Origin of the sequence: Actinosynnema sp. NPDC053489, from assembly GCF_044544865.1 — a bacterium.
GTDB lineage: Bacteria > Actinomycetota > Actinomycetes > Mycobacteriales > Pseudonocardiaceae > Actinosynnema.
In genome coordinates this window covers 99,906-116,820 of sequence record NZ_JBITXT010000006.1, presented here as the reverse complement: position 1 = coordinate 116,820, position 16,915 = coordinate 99,906, and the positions used below count along the sequence as shown (strand labels likewise).

16 protein-coding genes are annotated in these 16,915 nt (G+C 74.3%); 5 read left to right on the top strand and 11 right to left on the bottom strand.

Annotated features, from left to right (window positions below):
* Positions 1-32 precede the first annotated feature (32 nt).
* The 3 genes from ACIGNX_RS15370 to ACIGNX_RS15360 all read left to right on the top strand — a co-directional run bounded on the left by ACIGNX_RS15370 (position 33) and on the right by ACIGNX_RS15360 (position 6,835).
* Positions 33-2,210, top strand: coding sequence for a hypothetical protein (locus tag ACIGNX_RS15370; RefSeq protein WP_396540340.1), 2,178 nt, complete (start codon positions 33-35; stop codon positions 2,208-2,210).
* A gap of 171 nt (positions 2,211-2,381) precedes the next feature.
* Complete coding sequence (locus ACIGNX_RS15365) at positions 2,382-3,188, top strand: hypothetical protein (RefSeq protein WP_396540339.1); 807 nt, start codon at positions 2,382-2,384, stop codon at positions 3,186-3,188.
* A 200-nt stretch (positions 3,189-3,388) separates the two neighbouring features.
* A complete protein-coding gene (locus tag ACIGNX_RS15360; RefSeq protein ID WP_396540337.1) occupies positions 3,389-6,835 on the top strand; it encodes a hypothetical protein in 3,447 nt (1,148 codons plus the stop codon).
* Positions 6,836-6,903: 68 nt separating this feature from the next.
* Here the strand turns inward: ACIGNX_RS15360 and ACIGNX_RS15355 are convergent, their stop codons facing one another.
* The 11 genes from ACIGNX_RS15355 to ACIGNX_RS15305 all read right to left on the bottom strand — a co-directional run bounded on the left by ACIGNX_RS15355 (position 6,904) and on the right by ACIGNX_RS15305 (position 14,564).
* Entirely contained in the window at positions 6,904-7,686 is a 783-nt protein-coding gene (locus tag ACIGNX_RS15355) for a diguanylate cyclase domain-containing protein (protein ID WP_396540335.1), read from the bottom strand.
* 66 nt (positions 7,687-7,752) lie between these two features.
* A complete protein-coding gene (locus tag ACIGNX_RS15350; protein WP_396540333.1) occupies positions 7,753-8,637 on the bottom strand; it encodes an exonuclease domain-containing protein in 885 nt (294 codons plus the stop codon).
* 25 nt (positions 8,638-8,662) lie between these two features.
* Positions 8,663-9,220 carry a TetR/AcrR family transcriptional regulator gene (locus ACIGNX_RS15345; protein WP_396540331.1) on the bottom strand — a complete coding sequence of 186 codons (558 nt, stop codon included), beginning with the start codon at positions 9,218-9,220 and terminating at the stop codon, positions 8,663-8,665.
* A 101-nt stretch (positions 9,221-9,321) separates the two neighbouring features.
* Positions 9,322-9,510 (bottom strand): helix-turn-helix transcriptional regulator, encoded by a 189-nt coding sequence (locus ACIGNX_RS15340; protein ID WP_396540329.1) that lies wholly within the window; start codon positions 9,508-9,510, stop codon positions 9,322-9,324.
* Between the two features lie 85 nt (positions 9,511-9,595).
* Complete coding sequence (locus ACIGNX_RS15335) at positions 9,596-10,006, bottom strand: VOC family protein (RefSeq protein ID WP_396540327.1); 411 nt, start codon at positions 10,004-10,006, stop codon at positions 9,596-9,598.
* A 49-nt stretch (positions 10,007-10,055) separates the two neighbouring features.
* Positions 10,056-11,417 carry a replicative DNA helicase gene (gene dnaB / locus ACIGNX_RS15330; protein ID WP_073897890.1) on the bottom strand — a complete coding sequence of 454 codons (1,362 nt, stop codon included), beginning with the start codon at positions 11,415-11,417 and terminating at the stop codon, positions 10,056-10,058.
* A gap of 417 nt (positions 11,418-11,834) precedes the next feature.
* Positions 11,835-12,293 carry a 50S ribosomal protein L9 gene (rplI, locus tag ACIGNX_RS15325; RefSeq protein WP_396541043.1) on the bottom strand — a complete coding sequence of 153 codons (459 nt, stop codon included), beginning with the start codon at positions 12,291-12,293 and terminating at the stop codon, positions 11,835-11,837.
* Positions 12,294-12,306: 13 nt separating this feature from the next.
* Positions 12,307-12,546, bottom strand: coding sequence for a 30S ribosomal protein S18 (gene rpsR, locus ACIGNX_RS15320; protein ID WP_015805710.1), 240 nt, complete (start codon positions 12,544-12,546; stop codon positions 12,307-12,309).
* A 51-nt stretch (positions 12,547-12,597) separates the two neighbouring features.
* Complete coding sequence (locus ACIGNX_RS15315; RefSeq protein ID WP_396540324.1) at positions 12,598-13,092, bottom strand: single-stranded DNA-binding protein; 495 nt, start codon at positions 13,090-13,092, stop codon at positions 12,598-12,600.
* Between the two features lie 13 nt (positions 13,093-13,105).
* Positions 13,106-13,438, bottom strand: a complete 333-nt coding sequence (rpsF, locus tag ACIGNX_RS15310) for a 30S ribosomal protein S6 (protein ID WP_396540322.1) — start codon at positions 13,436-13,438, stop codon at positions 13,106-13,108.
* A gap of 115 nt (positions 13,439-13,553) precedes the next feature.
* Complete coding sequence (locus tag ACIGNX_RS15305; protein WP_396540320.1) at positions 13,554-14,564, bottom strand: hypothetical protein; 1,011 nt, start codon at positions 14,562-14,564, stop codon at positions 13,554-13,556.
* Between the two features lie 156 nt (positions 14,565-14,720).
* Here ACIGNX_RS15305 and ACIGNX_RS15300 point away from each other — a divergent pair, with 156 nt between their 5' ends.
* Positions 14,721-15,491 (top strand): deoxyribonuclease IV, encoded by a 771-nt coding sequence (locus ACIGNX_RS15300; RefSeq protein WP_396540318.1) that lies wholly within the window; start codon positions 14,721-14,723, stop codon positions 15,489-15,491.
* Positions 15,488-16,885: a glycosyltransferase 87 family protein gene (locus tag ACIGNX_RS15295; RefSeq protein ID WP_396540316.1), complete on the top strand. Its 1,398-nt coding sequence runs from the start codon at positions 15,488-15,490 to the stop codon at positions 16,883-16,885. Before ACIGNX_RS15300 ends, ACIGNX_RS15295 begins: the two co-directional genes overlap by 4 nt.
* The last annotated feature ends 30 nt before the right edge of the window (positions 16,886-16,915 follow it).

Sequence of the window (16,915 nt, the reverse complement as noted above, 5' to 3'; positions counted from 1 at the left end):
CGACGCGCGGCGCGGGTGATCGGATCGGCGGCATGACCGCCGAGCAGACCGCCGAGGACGCCGTCCGGGCCGCGTTCGCCGCCGGGAGCACCGCGCGGTTCGACCCCGGCTCGCCCGCGCCGGAGCGCTCGGTCCGCGGCGAACTGCTCTCCGCGCTGCTCGCCGCCGGCGGCCCGACCTCGGCGCTGAGGCTGGCCGGCGCGCACGTCACCGGCTCGTTCGCCCTCGAAGGCGCGCGCGTCGAGCACGTGGTCGACTTCCTCGGCTGCACGTTCGAGCAGCCGCCGGACCTGCGCATGGCCCGCCTGGTCGGCCTGCGGATGCGCGGGTGCGCGGTGCCCGGGCTGTGGGGTCGCAACCTGCGCGTGGACAGCGACCTGGCGCTGGAGGCCGGGTTCACCAGCGACGGCGCGGTGGACCTGACCGACGCCTCGGTCGAGGGCACGTTCCGGCTGGCGGGCGCGGTGCTGCGCGGCGACGGCGACCACGCCCTGCTCGCCGCCCGCGTCCGGCTGTCCGGCTCGTTGCAGGCGATCGGGCTGCGCGCGGACGGCGAGGTGCGGCTGCGCGGCGCGAACGTGGGCGGCAACGTCCACCTGGGCGGCGCCCACCTGCTCAACCCGGGCCGCAACGCCCTCGACGCGACCGGCGTCGCCGTCGCGGGCACCCTGTTCTGCGGCGCGGAGGGCGGCGGGTTCACCGCCGAGGGGCGCGTCCTGCTCGACGGCGCGCGGGTCGGCGGCAGCGTCGTGTTCTCCGGCGCCCGCCTGCACGCCAGCGTGGTCGACCGGCCCGTCCTGGTGCTGCCGCGCGGCACCGCCGACGAGGCCGCCGCGCTCGTCGCCGACCGCCTGCGGGTCGAGGGCAACGTCGAGCTGGACGACGGCTTCACCTCCTCCGGCACGGTCCGCCTGCCCAACGCCGACATCGGCGGCTACCTGCGGCTGTCCGGCGCGGAGATCGGCCGCCGGGACGCGGCGCGCGACCCGGCCGACGACACCGGCGAGGTGGTCCAGCGCATCCCGGTGGCCCTGCACGCCGACGGCATCCAGGTGCGCGGCGACCTGGAGGCGCGCGGCGCGGTCAACGGCGCCGGCGAGCGCGAGGGCGCGTTCACGGCCCACGGCCAGGTGCGCCTGGTGGACGCCCACGTGCGCGGCAGCGCCTCCCTGTCGGGCGTGCGGCTGCACGGGCCCGGCATCGACGTGCTGTTCGCCGACCGGCTCCGCGTCGGCGGCACGCTGTTCCTGCGCGACCTGCGGGCGCGGGGCTCGCTGCGGCTGCAGAACGCCGAGATCGGCTCCACCCTCGACTGCTCCGGCGCGTCCCTGCTCGCGCCGCGCCGCCGCCCGGACGGCACGGTGAAGCCGTCGCTGGACGCCCGCGTCGCGAACGTGGGCAAGGACCTGCTGTGCAGCCACGGGTTCACCGCTGCGGGCGGCGTGCGCATCCGGTTGGCCGAGGTCGGGAAGATGGCCACCTTCGCGGGCGCGCGGCTGGGCGGTCCGGGCGGCGAGATCGCGCTCAACGCCTACGGGCTCACGGTGAGCCAGCTCGTGCTGCGGCTCTCGGAGGACCAGGTCCCGGTCGGCCGGGTGGTGCTGACCCGGGCCGCCGCCACGACCGTCGTGGACGGGCCCGGCCTGTGGGCCGCCACCGGCGGTGTGGACGTGGAGGACTTCACGTTCCGCTCGATCACGTCCACCCCGCACGTCGACGTGCGGACCCGGCTGCGGTGGCTGCGGGAGGTGCAGCCGGACTTCGCTCCGGGGCCCTACGAGCAGCTCGCGGCGGTGTACCGGGACGGCGGCGAGGAGGAGCTGGCGCAACTCGTGCAGCTGGAGAAGCAGCACCGGCGCTACTCCGAGCTGGGCGTCGCGGGCCGGGTGTGGGGCTCCCTCCAGCGCTGGACGGTGGGCTACGGCTACCGGCCGTGGCTCGCGATCGCCTGGCTGACCGCGTTCTGGCTGGCGGGCTCGGCGTGGTTCCTGGGCCACGAGATGCCCAAGCTCAACGACGACGAGTCGCCGTCGTGGAACGCGTGGCTGCTGGCGATGGACCTGCTGATCCCGATCGTGGACCTCGGCCAGGACGGCAAGTGGCGGTTCAGCGGCGCCTCGCAGTGGATCTCCAGCGGGTTGATCGCGGTGGGCTGGATCCTGGCCTCCACGGCCGCCGCCGGCGCGGCGCGCGTCCTCAAGCGCGTCTGACCACATTCCGCAACGACTGGAAAACGGTCCGCATTCGTCACACGATCCGGCGAACCCGCTCGCGATCGCGTGCACCGGGCCGTCGGCTGCTGGCAGTCTCTCGTCGTCGGCGCGATCACCCGGTGATCCTCCGCGTCGACCAACCCAGCGCTCCGGTGGAGGTTTCCAGCGATGTCACGCGTCGACCAGCGAGTGGGGACGGGGGCGAGCCGCGTTCGGCGGCTGCTCACCCGCACCCTGCTGGTCGTCGGCGGGACGCTGGCCGGCACCGCCGCGGCCTGGGCGCTGTCCACCTCCTCGGCGTCCGCGCAGGTCGGAGTCGACCAGGTCGCCGAGGTGGCGCACGGCACCGTGTCGGCGGGCGCGGTGGAGGGCGCGGTCGAGGCCGCGCTCACCCCGGTCCGCGAGAGCCGCGTCGGCGAGGCCGTGCGCGAGCTCGACGCGGCGCTGGGCGCACCGCGCGTCCCCGAGCCGACCGCGCCCCGCCTGCGACAGGTCGCGGAGGACATCCGCGGCGCCGTCGACGGCGTGGGCGGCTGGTTGCGGCGCGGCTCGTCCGCCCGGTCGACCGCCGACGAGGTCGGCGTCGTCGTGGCGCAGCCCGTCACCCAGACCACCCCGGTCACCACCGCCGTGCCGGTGTCCGCCGGCACCCCGGTGGTGCACGGGGTGTTCGCCAAGTTCAGCCGCACCTGGCTGGACGCGTCCCGGCAGCCCGTCGCGGCGCTGCCGGACGCCGGCGGCCGTTCCCTCCCGGGAGACCCGTCCGGACTGCCGTCGATGCCGTTCGCGCCGCTCGGCGCGCCGGCCCACTGCGCGTGCGGTGGCGACGGCTCCGGCGTTCCCGGTGGCGGCAACGGCCCCTTCACGGTCGTCTCCACCGACCGCACCGACTCCGCGGTGGCCCGGGCGCTGTTCCCCGCCACCGAGCGGAACCACGTGATGCCCGGCAAGCAGCCCGGCATCACGCCCGACTGACCACAGCGCGCGGTCCGCGGCAGCTCATCGTCGAGCTGACCCGGTAAGTCGACCGTCGCGCTGCTTCCGCGTGCGCTCCGACCCGGTCGACACACCGCGCCTGCGCCCCCTGAAGAACCGGGTGGTCGTCGTCTCCCACGCGGCAGCCGCGTCCGACCACCCCACCACCTCCCGCCAGGGAACCGGAAGAAGGAGATCCCATGCAAACCTGGGCCAAGCGCGGTTTGAAGACCGCACTTGTCACGGGTGGTCTGCTGATGCTCGGCACGGGCATCGCTTCAGCCCAGGAGAACGTCAACCCCGACGCGCCGCCGAACCCGCTCGACGCGAGGCTGCGCGTCCCGGTCGACGTCGACCACAACAACCTGGGCACCCCGGTCGGCAACCACGACCTGCCGACCCTGCACCAGGAGATCGGCACGCCGAGCGCCACCGACGGCCCGCTGCGCGACCTCGACCTCCAGGGCAACCCGCTGGTCCGCACCACGCACGAGCGGCTGACCGGCGTCGACGCCTCGGGCCTGGCCCGCGGCAACACCGCCGACGCCGACGTGGTCGTGCCCGTCAGCGCGTGCGGCAACGCCGTCGGCGCGGGCGGCAACGCCTACAGCGACGGGCTCTGCGCCCAGTCGGCCACCAGCTCCGGCGACATCCGGACCGACGGCTCCTACGGCCCGCTGGCCGGCAACGTGGCGCACGGCGCCGCCGCCGTCTCGCCGCAGGTCAACGGCAACGCCATCGCCGCACTGGCCAACGCCGAGTCGCGTTCGGCCTCCTACCAGCGCGCGGTCGCCGGCGACAACATCGAGACCTCGGGCCGCGACGGCTCGCTGTCGGGCAACATCGCCGCCGTCCAGGGCGCGGTGCCCGCCCAGGTGACCAACAACGCCGTCGCCGCCGGCGGCAACGCCCACAGCGAGGCCACGTCGTCCAACGACGCGCAGGCCACCGGGTGGCTGAGCACCACCGGCGACCGCAGCACCGGCGGCGGCAACGTCGTCGGCGTGCCGGCCGCGCCCGTCGTCGCGGTCACCGGCAACGGCATCGGCGCCGCCGGCAACGCGGACGCCGCCACGGAGAACCAGGCGAGCGCCGACGCGGGCACCACCACCCGCGAGCGGACCGACCTGCCGATGTGGACGGTCACCTCGGGCAACGACGGCACCGCCGCCGGCAACGTCGTCCAGCCGGCGTTCGCGGGCCCGGTCGCCGCCGGCGACAACACGCTGACGGGCCTGGGCAACGCGCGGGCCACCAACGCGATGGCCCACGACGCGGAGGCGGGCGGCAACAGCTTCACCTCCAGCCAGGACTCGGTGCTGTCGGGCAACTACGCCGACACCCCGGTCGCCCTGCCGGTCTCCGGCGCGGGCAACGCGCTGTCCGGCCTGGGCAACACCTCGTCCCGGCACGCCAACGAGGCCACCGCGGTCGCGGGCGGCGACACCTACGCCAACGGCGACCGGTCCGTGCTGTCGGCCAACTCGGCGAACCTGCCCCCGGCGGGCGCGGCCGACCTGTGCGGCAACGGCGTGACCGGCGGCGGCATCGCCGACGCGGAGTGCCGCAACGACGTCCTCGCGGACTCCGGCGGCTACAACGGCACGACCGGCAACGACGCGGTCGGCTCCGGCAACATCGCCCAGGCGCCGCTCGGCCTGCCCGCCGAGGGCTTCGGCAACGGCGTCGGCGCGGCGGGCACGCCCACCGGCCGGGCCACCGAGAACAAGTCCGTGCGCTCCGGCCGGGTCGCGAACAGCGTCGACGACAACGGCACGGTGTCCAGCAACGTCGTGTCGACCCCGACCGCCCTGGGCGGCCAGGTCTTCGGCAACGCGGGCGGCGCGGTCGCCAACCCGACGTCGCAGACCGACAGCGACACCGAGATCGACCTGGGCAACCCGCCCCGGGCCAACGGCAAGCACGGTTCGGCGTCCGGCAACATCGTCCACGTGCCCACCTCCAACCCGGCCCAGGTGTTCGGCGACTCCGCCGTCGCGGTCGGCAACGGCTCGTCCGACACCGACAGCAGGCTCGACTCCCGCTCCGGCGGCTCGGCGATCACCACCGGCGACGAGGGCTCGCTGTCGGGCAACGTGCTGTCGGTGCCCGAGGCGTCCTCGCCGCAGGTGTTCGGCAGCGCGGTCGGCGCGGGCAGCAACGTCGAGTCCGAGAGCCGCAACCAGTTCGGCTCGTACTCGGGCGGCGACGTGCAGACCTCCGGCGACGACGGCTCGTTCTCGGGCAACGGCATCGGCACGCAGCACTCGGTGCCGCTGCAGGTGTTCGGCGACGCCGTGACGGCCGCGGGCAACGGCCAGTCGCAGACCGACAACCGGACCGGCCTCGTCGCGGGCGGCGGGCACCTGACCTCCGCCGAGGACAGCGCGTGGTCGGGCAACCTGCTCACCGCGCCCACCGGCGTCACCCCGACGCTGCACGGCGACGCGGTGACCGTCGGCGGTCTCGCGGACGCCGCGAGCGGCAGCCGGTCCACCAGCGAGTCCGGCGGCGTGACGACCACCGAGGGCCGCGGCCCGGTCAGCGCGCACGACGTCGAGGTGCCGACCGAGGCGTTCGCCCGGCTGTTCGGCATCCCGGTGGACGTGCTCGGCACCGCCACCGCGAACGCGCAGGACCACAACGACGTGCGCACCGGCGACGACCGCGGCGACGACGCCAAGGTCACCGAGGCGAACCGGGGCATCCAGCTCCCGGCGAGCGTCGACAGCCTGCTGCGCGCCACCGAGCTGCCGGACCTCGGCCTGGTGAGCCGGCTGGGCCAGTACACCGTGCCGCTGGGCACGCCGGGCCTGGACGAGCTGCGCGGCCTGCCGATCCAGGGCGTCCACCGGCTCCGGCTGCCGGGCAGCGGCCTGCTCGCCCGGGCGGTCCCGACGCCCGACGCCCCCGACCTGGACGCCCCCGACTTGGACGCCCCCGACGCGGCCGCGCCCCTCCACGCGCTGTCGCAGGCCCGCACGCCCGAGGCCGGAGGCCCGATCTGGGCCCTGTCGCAGGCCAAGCTGCCCAGCGCGGAGGGCCCCGTCGGGGCGCTGTCGCAGGCCAAGCTGCCCGCGGCGGTCAGCGGTCCCCTCTCCGCGTTGGCGCAGGGCGACCTGCCGACCCAGCAGCTCCCGAGCCTGGCCGCGGTGTCGTACCTGACCGAGGAGCTGCCGGTGGTCGGCGGCGTCGAGCAGGCCCGGCGCGTCCTGCCGCCGGTCGCCGGCGCCGTCCGCGCGGTGCCGGTCGTCTCGACCGTGACCCGCGCCGCGCGGTCCGACGTGGACGAGCGCTCGTTCGGCGGCACCCTGCCGGTGGCCGGGGACCTGGCCACCACGCAGGGCATCCCCGCGGTCGACGACGTGCCGGTGCACAGCCTGGGCGGCGGTCGCACGGTGTCGTCGCTGCCCGTCGCCGCGCCGGCCGGGCTGCCGTTCGTGCTGCCCGTGCCCGGTGTCGCGCAGCCGCGCAGCGAGGCCCCGCTGGTGCCGCCGATGGCGTTGAGCGGCCTGAACGTCAACCCGCTCCAGGGTGCGGCCGGCCCCGCCCGGTTCACCGACACGCAGGCCCCGGCCCTGGCCGACATGGACGCGCGCACGCTGTTCACGGCGCTCGAGGACACCGCCGTGCTGCCTCGCATCTGATCCGCCCCGCACCCCACCACCGGACCCCCGGCGCGCACCGCGTGCCGGGGGTCCGGTCGCGTCCGGGGTCAGTGGCGCAGCAGGTCCTCGACGTGCGCGACGACCGAGTGCACCGGCGCCTCGCCGTCGCTGGTCACCCAGCACACCCGCACGCCGGTCCGCACGCGCTCGCCGCCGAGCCGGACCGCCCGCCCGGCCAGGTCGCGCACCCGGGCCGCGACCTCCTCGCCGCTGCCGTCGGCGTGCTCGGCGACCACGGCGAACGAGTCGCCGCCGTACCGCGCCACCGTGTAGTCCGCGCGCAACCCCTGCCGCAGCCGCTTCGCCAGCACGGTCAGCATCTCGTCGCCGCGGGCGAAGCCGTGGGCCGCGTTGACCGCCGCCATCCGGTGCACGTCCGCCAGCACCAGGGACGCCAACGTGCCGTGCGTGCGGGCGCGGGTCAACGCCTGGTCCAGCCGGTCGAGCAGCAGCGCCCGCCCCGGCAGGCCGGTCAGCGCGTCGAGCAGCCCGGCGCTGTGCGGCACGTCCGCCTGCACCGGCCGCAGCAGCACCAGCACCTGACCGCGCACCACGATCGGGTAGTACTCGGCCCACACCTGGGCGTGCGGCAGGACCACCGGGATCGTCAGCGGCGACCCGGTGCGCAGCACCTGCGCGGCCAGCTCGGCGCAACTGGGCAGCAGCGCGCCCGAGTCGTCGCGGGCGCGGGCCGCACCGAGCAACGAGGACGCCATCGGGTTCGCGGCGAGCACCGTGCCGTGCTCGTCCTGCAGCAGCACCCCGACCGGCAGCCCGGTGACGAACTCGTCCCACACCGCGCGGGAAGCCGTGGTCTGCCCGGTACTCATAGGACTCGTGCCCTCCGCTGAGGCATGGCCTGTCCGTGAAGAGCCTCCCCGCGGGTAGCGGGCATTTCAATAGGCCCGACGCCACCCGGTCCGGTGATCTTTGGCCGGTGGTGTAACGCCCAGCCGGTCCAGCATCCCGGCGAAGTCCTCTTCGGACACGATCGGCACCCGGTACGCCCGCGCCCGCCGCGCCTTGGTCGACAGCGTGAACGGGTCGGCGGCCACCACCACGCGGGTCGCCCTGGTCACGTGGCCCTGGCTGACGAGACCCGCCGACGCGGCCCGGTCCACCCACTCCTCGCGCGGTGCGGCCATGCGCCCCGTGAACACGACCCGGTCGCCGTGCGCCAGCGCCACCGACCCCGGCCGCCACGACACCGGCACGGCCGACCCGCGCCGCACCTCCACCACGTCGTCGGGCAGCGGCAACCGCGGCGCGGGCTCCGCCTCCGGCACGCCGAACCCCAGGTAGTGGGCGAACAGCCGGGCCGTGGCGCGGGCGTCGTGCAGCGCGGAGTGCGCCGAGTCGAGCACCACCCCGGCCGCCTCGCAGCACGCCCGCAGCGACCGGCCGGCCAGGCCCGGCAGGTACCGGTCCGCCAACCGCATGGTGCACAGGCCCGTCACCGCCAGGTCGACCCCGGCGCGGGCGAACTCGGCGGTCAGGAACCGGGCGTCGAACGACAGGTTGTGGGCGACGACCACCCGCCCGGCGAGCCGGGCCGCCACCGCGCCCGCGGCCCGGGCGAACGTCGGCGCGTGCCACACGTCGGCCGCGCGGATGCGGTGCACGTGCTGCGGCCCCAGGTCCCGGCCGGGGTTGACCAGGGTGCACCACTCGTCGACCACCCGGCCCGCGCCGTCCAGGCCGACGACGGCCACCTCCACCACCCGGTCCGCCCCGCCCGCGGCGAACCCGGTCGTCTCCACGTCGACCACCGCGTACCCCATGATCGACGAACCCTACCGAGCACGGTCACCGGCCCAGCGCGCGGAGCACGAGGTCCACCACCAGGTCGGCGAACCCACCGGTCAACGGCGCCGCCCGCAGGAACCACCGCTGGTAGACCGGCCCCACCAACAACTCCACCGCCGCCGACACGTCGACGTCGGCCCGCACCTCCCCCGACCGCTGCGCCCGGTGCAATCGCTCCTCCAGCGCCATCCGGCGCGGCACCAGCAGCAGCATCACCAGGTCCGTGCGCTCCTCGTGCACCAGCAACCGGCACACCTGGTCGAACCGCCGTTCGGCCAGCTCCTCGACCACCGCCCGCAGCTCGCGCCGCAGGTCCGCGTCGAGCCCGCCGCCGACGGCGTGGTCCACCGCGGCCGGTCCGAACTCCACCAGCGCGTCGAACAGCAGCGGTCCCTTCGACGGCCACCACCGGTAGATCGTCTGCTTGCCCACCCCGGCCCGCGCCGCGACCGCCTCGACGGTCAACCGCGAGTACCCGAGCGCCTCGACCAACTCCAACGCGGCCACGAGGATCGCCCGCCTCGAACGGTCGCTGCGCCGCGCCGCGTCGGGTGGCATCTTTCGATCGTAAGCGCATTGCCGCGGTCGCAACGACGTGCGAACGAGCGGTGAACGGCTCGTGAGCGCCGTGGTCGGGCGGCCGGGTGGAGCCGTCGGCGTCACGCGGGCGGTGCTCCCCGAGCCCCGACCGGTCCGGCCGCGCGCCGCGCGACGACGCAGGCGTGGGGCGACAGGCCGTACGCGCGGCGGAACTCGCGGCTCAGCAGGCCGGCCGGCACCCCCGCGTCCCGCGCGAGCGCCACCACGTCCAACGGCCGCGCCGGCTCCCGGTCGATCCGGTCCCGCACCCGGCGCAACCGGGCCAGGTCCGCCAGGCGCCGCGCCTCGGCACGGGCGCGCGCCCACCCCGGCAGGCACCTGACCGCGCCCCCGTCAGCCGAGTTCCCGGATCCGGACGAGGTTGCCCGCCGGGTCGCGGACCGCGCAGTCCCGCACCCCGTACGGCTGCCGCGTCGGCTCCTGCACCACCTCGGCGTCCCCCGCCCGCACCCGCTCGAACGTGCCGTCGAGGTCGTGGGTGGCGAGCTGGATCCAGCCGTAGGTGCCCTTGGCCATCATCTCCGCGATCGTCCGCCGCTCGTCCTCGGTGACGCCGGGGTCCGCGCCGGGCGGCGCGAGCAGGATGCACGTGTCCGGCTGCCCGACGGGCCCGACCGTGATCCACCGCATCCGGCCCTGGCCGACGTCGCCGCGCACCTCGAAGCCGAGGGTGTCGCGGTAGAAGGCGACGGACGCGTCCGGGTCGTCGTGCGGCAGCACGCTGGTGTGAATCGTCAGGTCCATGCCGGTCAGGCTAGGTGGGCCCGCCCGGCCGGCGCTTCCCGATCCCTGATCAGCCCTGGGCCAGGTCGGCGAAGCGGCTGTAGTGCAGCTGGTGGGCGACGGTGATGGTGGCCGTCGGGCCGGCGCGGTGCTTGGCGATGATCAGGTCCGCCTCGCCGGCGCGCGGGTCGTCGCGCTCCCACGCGTCGGGGCGGTTGATCAGGATCACCATGTCGGCGTCCTGCTCCAGCGAGCCGGACTCGCGCAGGTCCGACAGCTGCGGCCGCTTGTCGGTCCGCTGCTCGGGACCGCGGTTGAGCTGGCTGATCGCGATCACCGGCACCTCCAGCTCCTTGGCGATGAGCTTCAGGTTCCGGGAGAACTCCGAGACCTCCTGCTGGCGGGACTCGGTGCGCTTGCCCGACGACATCAGCTGGAGGTAGTCGACGACCACCAGCCGCAGGTCGTGGCGCTGCTTCAACCGCCGCGCCTTCGCCCGGATCTCCATCATGGTCAGGTTCGGCGAGTCGTCGACGAACAGCGGCGCCTCGCTGATCTCGCTCATCCGCCGCGCCAGCCGCGTCCAGTCGTCGTCGCTCATCCGCCCACCGCGCATGTCGCCGAGCCGGATGCGCGCCTCGGCCGACAGCATGCGCATGACGATCTCCGTGCGCGACATCTCCAGCGAGAAGATCGCGCTGGTCAACCCGTGCTTCACCGAGCACGACCGGGCGAAGTCCAGCCCCAGCGTCGACTTGCCCACGCCCGGGCGGGCGGCGACGATGATCATCTGGCCGGGGTGCAGGCCGTTCGTCAGCTCGTCCAGGTCCGCGAAGCCCGTGGGGATGCCCAGGGACGAGCCGCCGCGCGAGGCGATCGCGTCGATCTCGTCCATGGTGGGCTGGAGCAGCTCCTCCAGCACCACGTAGTCCTCGGTGGTGCGGCGCTCGGTGACCTCGTAGATCGCCGCCTGCGCCCGGTCGACCACCTCGTCCACGTCGGCGCCTTCCGCGCCGTTGTAGCCGAGCTGCACGATCCGCGTGCCCGCCTCGACCAACCGCCGCAGCACGGCCTTCTCCGCCACGATCTCGGCGTAGTAGGAGGCGTTGGCGGCCGTCGGCACGGTCGCGATCAGGGTGTGCAGGTACGGCGCGCCGCCCACGCGCAGCAGCTCGCCCCGGCGCTCCAGCTCGGCGGACACGGTGATCGGGTCGGCGGGCTCGCCGCGGCCGTACAGGTCGAGGATGCAGTCGTACACGGCCTGGTGCGCGGGCCGGTAGAAGTCGTTGGGCGCGAGGACCTCGACCACGTCGGCGATGGCGTCCTTGCTCAGCAGCATCCCGCCGAGCACCGACTGCTCGGCGGCGAGGTCCTGCGGCGGCTGCCGTTCGAAGCCGGGCTCGGCCATGCCCCGGTCGTCCACCAGCGCCACCGTGAGCTCACCCCAATCTGCTGCCGTGCGGTTTGTTGTACCTCGTGGGTCCGACAATGTCCGCCACGCCACGCCCGTGGTCCAGCGACGCTAGAGCCACCTGGATGGCGTAGGCAAACCCACCTGTGGACAAGCCGGTGGACAGCTTGGGGATGGTCGCGCCGAGCTGACCACAGGGCTGGGGAAAGCTGTGGACAACCTGGGTACAACTCGGGCCCAGACAAAAGTCTGCGCAGCTCAGGGCCTGTGGATAACTTTGTGGAAAAGTCGTTGGTCACACCGTCGGCGTGTCGCGTGTAACCGGCGGCACGGCGTGTCGCGCCCAACGTGTCACAGGAGTTGTCCACAGCCGGACGCGCGAAGGCGCCGCCCGGCCAGAACACCTGGTCGAACGGCGCCTCCGCCGCGTGGTGCGGGTCAGATCGCGTTCGCGACCTCGACCGGCAGCGCCACGGTGACCTCCGGGTGGAGCCGGACGTTCACCGAGTGCCTGCCCAGGGTCTTGATGTGACCCGAGATCTCGACGGCCCGCTTGTCCAGCGTGGGGCCGCCGGCCGCGCGCACGGCCGACACGACGTCGGCCGAGGTGACGGAGCCGAACAGCTTCTTCGAGCCGGCCGCCGCCTTGGCCTTCAGCGTCACGGAGCCGAGGCCCTCGAGCGACGCCTTGATCTCCTTGGCGTGGTCCAGGTCGCGGACCCGGCGGGTCTCCTGCGCCCGGCGGATGACCTCGACCTGCTTGGCCGCGCCCTTGGTGGCGGCGATCGCCAGGCCGCGGGGCAGCAGGTAGTTGCGGCCGTAGCCGTCCTTGACCTCGACGATGTCGCCGGGGCCGCCGAGGCCGGTCACGTCAGCGGTGAGGATGAGCTTCACGATGCCGTCCCCCTTCTCAGCGAGCGGTCGAGGTGTAGGGCAGCAGCGCCATCTCGCGGGCGTTCTTGACGGCGACCGCGACGTCGCGCTGGTGCTGGGAGCAGTTGCCGGTGACCCGGCGGGCGCGGATCTTGCCCCGGTCCGAGATGTACTTCCGGAGCAGGGTGGTGTCCTTGTAGTCGATCAGGTTGGCGTTCTTGTCCTTGCAGAACGCGCAGACCTTCTTCTTGGGCTTGCGCACAGGCGGCTTGGCCATGTGTGGACTCCTGGTATTACGCAGTGAGGTGTGGGTGGACCGGGTGCCGGTCTAGAAGGGGGGCTCGTCGGCGAAGCCACCGGAGCCGGCCGGGGGCGCGGAACCCCACGGGTCGTCGGCCGGGGCGCCACCGCCGCGGGACTGACCGCCGCCGCCACCGAAGCCGCCGCCGCCGTCACCTCGGCTCACCTTGTTGACCTTCGCGGTCGCGTAGCGCAGCGAGGGGCCGATCTCGTCGACCTCCAGCTCGATGACGGTGCGCTTCTCGCCCTCCTTCGTCTCGAAGGAGCGCTGGCGCAGCCGCCCGGTCACGAGCACGCGCGAACCGCGGGTGAGCGACTCGGCCACGTTCTCCGCGACCTGCCGCCACACGTTGCACCGCAGGAACAGCGCCTCGCCGTCCTTCCACTCACCGCTCGCCCGGTCGAACGTGCGGGGGGTGGAGGCCACGGTGAAGCTCGCCACCGCGGCGCCGGACTGGGTGAAGCGGAGTTCGGGGTCGGCGGTCAGGTTCCCGACCACCGTGATCGTCGTCTCGCCTGCCATCGTCGGGTGGCCCCTAGGCCTTGACGGCGGTCTTGGCGGAACCCCGCGCGCCTGCCTTGGCGGGCTCGCGGCGGATGACCTTGGTGCGCAGCACCGTCTCCTGGAGGCCGAGCTGGCGGTCCAGCTCCTTCACCGCGTCGGGGGTCGAGATCAGGTCGAGGACGGCGTAGATGCCCTCGGAGTTCTTGTTGATCTCGAAGCTCAGCCGGCGCTTGCCCCACACCTCGACCTTCTCCACGTTGCCACCCGTGGTGCGGATGACGTTGAGGAACGTGTCAAGGGACGGCGCGATCGTGCGCTCGTCGAGACTGGGGTCGAGGATGACCATCACTTCGTAATGACGCATGAAGACCACTCACCTCCTGTGGACTCGGCGGCCACGGACGTTCCGTGGCAGGAGGGTCGTCGCGTCAGCAACCCGTCCAGGGTAACAGGCGGTGAGAGGTGCCCTTGACCTGGTCTCAGGCGGCGGCCCGGCGCAGCACCCAGGTGCGCACCAGCGCGCCGGTCACGCACGACAGCAGCAGCACCGCCAGCAGCACGGGCGCGGCCACGCCACCGCCCATCCGGCCGGAGCCGGGCAGCGCCTGGGCCCGCCCCGCGGTCTGCACGCCGTCGGAGTCGTCCGCGCCGGGCACGCCGTAGCCGGGCCGGTAGCCGCTCACGCCGCCGCCGTAGCGCACGCCGGGCGAGGGCGCGAACTTGCCGGGCACGGCGAACGGCAGGGAGCCGTAGCCGAACAGCGGCACGCGGCCGAAGTTGCCGCCCCACGGGTTCGAGCCGTACAGCGGCAGGTCCAGCGCGCCGACGCCGCCGGTGGGCCGGTCGGCCGGGGTCTGGCCGGCGGGCTCGCCCGCGCCGGGCCGGGACGTGCCGGGGTCGGTGCCCGGCTGACCGGTCTGCGGCGGCTGGGTGGGCGCGGGCCTGTCCGGCTGCCCGGGCAGGCCGGGCAGCTGACCGGTGGCCTGCCCGGAGGCGTCGGCGAGCGCGCGCGACCCGTCCTGCACGGGCGCCGCGGCGGCGTTCACGCCCTGCACGGTGATGCCGCACAGCTTGGTCAGCTCGGTGCGCACCCCGTTGGAGAGCGTGACGATGATCGGTCCGAGCAGCGGCAGCTTGGCCAGCTCGGCGTTGACCTTGTTCGCGATCTCACCGCCGGTGATCACGCCGGAGCCGGTGGGGATCGCGCCGACCGGGATGGGCGGCAGCGCGGAGAACGCCTGGCGGAACGGCTCGGCCAGCGGCGGGCCGAGCAGCGGGATGGCCCGGATGACCTGCGCGACCGGGTCCAGCACCGCGCCCGGGCTCAGCGCGACCGGGGTGCCCGGCGCGCCCTGCACGGTGGTGGCGCAGCTGCCCACGACGACGGGTTCGGCGGCGGCGGCCGATCCGGAGCCCGCGACGGCGCCGGCCGTGCCGACCGCGAGCACGACGGTCGCCGCGCCCACCAGCCGAGTGAGCCGGATCCGCATGTCTGGACCTCCTGGCCTGGTGCCCGCGCTTCCCGTTTCCTACTTACAAGTAACGAGCGTAGGTGCTGATAGTGACGCGGGCCATCCCCTCCGCTGACAATTTTGTCATCGCCGGCGGTGGGCGGGGCGTTGCAGCGCCCGACTACCCTGCACGGCATGCGCATCGGGGCCCACGTCCGCGACGACGACCCGCTCGGCGCCGCCGCCGAGCGCGACGCCGACGTGGTCCAGTTCTTCCTGGCCGACCCGCAGGGGTGGAAGGCGCCCAAGCCGCACCCCCAGACCGACGGGTTGCTGGCCTCCGACCTGGACGTCTTCGTCCACGCGCCCTACCTGGCCAACGTCGCGTCGCTCAACAACCGCATCCGCATCCCGTCGCGCAAGATCGTGCTCCAGCACGCCGAGGCGGCGGCGAAGGTCGGCGCGAAGGGCCTGATCGTGCACGGCGGGCACGTCACCAAGGGCGAGGACCCCCGGGAGGGCATCGCCAACTGGCGCAAGATGTTCGAGCGGCAGGCGGAGAGCGGCGGCTTCGCGGTCCCGATCCTGATCGAGAACACCGCGGGCGGCGAGAACGCCATGGCGCGCACGTTCGACATGCTCGCCAGGCTGTGGGACGCCGTCGGCGAGTTCGACGCGGGCTTCTGCCTGGACACCTGCCACGCGTTCGCCTCCGGGGAGGACCTGGTCGGCATCGTGGACCGGGTCAAGGCCGTCACCGGCCGGATCGACCTGGTGCACCTCAACAGCTCGCGCGACGGGTTCGGCTCCGCGCGCGACCGGCACGCCAACATCGCCACCGGCACCATCGACCCGGACCACCTCGTCGCGGTGGCCGCCGCCGCGGGCTCGCCGGTGCTGGTGGAGACACCGGACGAAGGGCAGGCGGCGGACATCGCGTTCCTCCGCGAGCGCCTGGGCGGGTGAGCGTGGCGCGGGAGGTGGCGGCCGGACCGGGACGGGCGGGCGCCGGGTCGCCCCCGCCGCGCTTCGGCCGGGCGGCCCTCGCCGCGGTCGTCCTGCTGTGCGGGTTGACGATGTTCGCCGGGTTCCTCAACAAGGACCGCTGCACCGGGCCGGAGTTCGACCAGTGGGGCCGCAGCGCGCCGGACTACGAGAAGCGCAACAAGGCCGACGTCTGCTACTCCGACATCCAGCACCTGTGGATCGGCCGTGACGTCGACCGGCACGTGTTCCCGTACGTGCACGGCGGCATCGACGACCGGGGCGTGCTGGTCGGGGGCGCGGTCGAGTACCCGGTGCTGACCGGGCTGCTGATCTGGGCCGGTGCCGTCCCGGCGCACGACGACGCGCAGTTCCTGCTGTTCTCGGCGCTGCTGCTGGCGCCGTTCGGGCTGGCGACCGCCTGGCTGCTGGGCGGGTTGAGCCGGTGGCGCGCGTTGGTCTGGGCGCTCGGGCCGCCGCTGGTGCTGTACGCGTTCCACAACTGGGACCTGCCGGTCGTGTTCTGCGCCGTGGCGGCGGTGTACGCCGTGCACCGGGGCCTGCGGGACCGACCGCTGGTCGACCGCGCGGTGGTCGCGGCGGTGCTGCTGGGCCTGGGGTTCGCGCTCAAGCTCTACCCGGCGCTCTTCGTCGTGCCGCTGGCGCTGTACGTGCTGACCGGCGGTCCCGGCGGGCGGGAGCTGCCGCGCGGAGCGCGCTACGACGTGGCCGGCGCGGTGAAGGTCGTGACGGCGGCCGTCGTGACGGTGGCGCTGGTGAACCTGCCGTTCATGGTCGCCGGGCTGGAGGGCTGGCAGGCGTCGTTCGCGTTCCAGGGCCTGCGGCGGGTCGACATCACCACGAACTCGATCTGGTTCTGGGGGCTGCGGCCGTTCCTGCCGGAGCCGCAGATGCAGGCGCTGGTCGGCGTGCTGTCGCCGGTCGCGATCCTGGCCTCGTTCGGGCTGGCGGTGTGGCTGGGTTGGCGGCGGCACCTGCGCGAGGGCACCTACCCGTGGGTGCAGGTGTCGGCGGCGATGCTGTGCGGGTTCCTGCTGCTGCACAAGGTGCACTCCCCGCAGTACACGCTGTGGCTGGTGCCGATGTTCGTGCTGCTGCGGGTGCACTGGGGCTGGGTGGTGGCGTACTTCGCGGCCGACCTCGCCATGGGCGTGGGCATCTTCCGCTGGTACTACGCCCTCCAGTTCGGCGAGCCGTCGGGGATCTACGACGGGTTCTCGGCGCAGGCGGTGGTGATCGGCGTGTGGGGCCGGGCGGCGTTGCTGGCCGCGCTGTTCCTGGTATTCCTGAAGTCCGAGGTCACGTTCGTCGACCGCGGGCCGACCCGCCGGCCGGAGCCCGCGCCCGCCGGGTGAGTCGCGGCGGCGGCGCCCGGAGGGGAGGAC

What these genes read in the sequence shown, in the direction of transcription:
- ACIGNX_RS15370 (WP_396540340.1), top strand. Translation starts at nt 33, where the DNA reads ATGACCGCCGAGCAGACCGCCGAGGACGCCGTCCGGGCCGCGTTCGCC.
- ACIGNX_RS15365 (WP_396540339.1), top strand. Translation starts at nt 2,382, where the DNA reads ATGTCACGCGTCGACCAGCGAGTGGGGACGGGGGCGAGCCGCGTTCGG.
- ACIGNX_RS15360 (WP_396540337.1), top strand. Translation starts at nt 3,389, where the DNA reads ATGCAAACCTGGGCCAAGCGCGGTTTGAAGACCGCACTTGTCACGGGT.
- ACIGNX_RS15355 (WP_396540335.1), bottom strand. Translation starts at nt 7,686, where the DNA reads ATGAGTACCGGGCAGACCACGGCTTCCCGCGCGGTGTGGGACGAGTTC.
- ACIGNX_RS15350 (WP_396540333.1), bottom strand. Translation starts at nt 8,637, where the DNA reads ATGGGGTACGCGGTGGTCGACGTGGAGACGACCGGGTTCGCCGCGGGC.
- ACIGNX_RS15345 (WP_396540331.1), bottom strand. Translation starts at nt 9,220, where the DNA reads ATGCCACCCGACGCGGCGCGGCGCAGCGACCGTTCGAGGCGGGCGATC.
- ACIGNX_RS15335 (WP_396540327.1), bottom strand. Translation starts at nt 10,006, where the DNA reads ATGGACCTGACGATTCACACCAGCGTGCTGCCGCACGACGACCCGGAC.
- rpsR (WP_015805710.1), bottom strand. Translation starts at nt 12,546, where the DNA reads ATGGCCAAGCCGCCTGTGCGCAAGCCCAAGAAGAAGGTCTGCGCGTTC.
- ACIGNX_RS15315 (WP_396540324.1), bottom strand. Translation starts at nt 13,092, where the DNA reads ATGGCAGGCGAGACGACGATCACGGTGGTCGGGAACCTGACCGCCGAC.
- rpsF (WP_396540322.1), bottom strand. Translation starts at nt 13,438, where the DNA reads ATGCGTCATTACGAAGTGATGGTCATCCTCGACCCCAGTCTCGACGAG.
- ACIGNX_RS15305 (WP_396540320.1), bottom strand. Translation starts at nt 14,564, where the DNA reads ATGCGGATCCGGCTCACTCGGCTGGTGGGCGCGGCGACCGTCGTGCTC.
- ACIGNX_RS15300 (WP_396540318.1), top strand. Translation starts at nt 14,721, where the DNA reads ATGCGCATCGGGGCCCACGTCCGCGACGACGACCCGCTCGGCGCCGCC.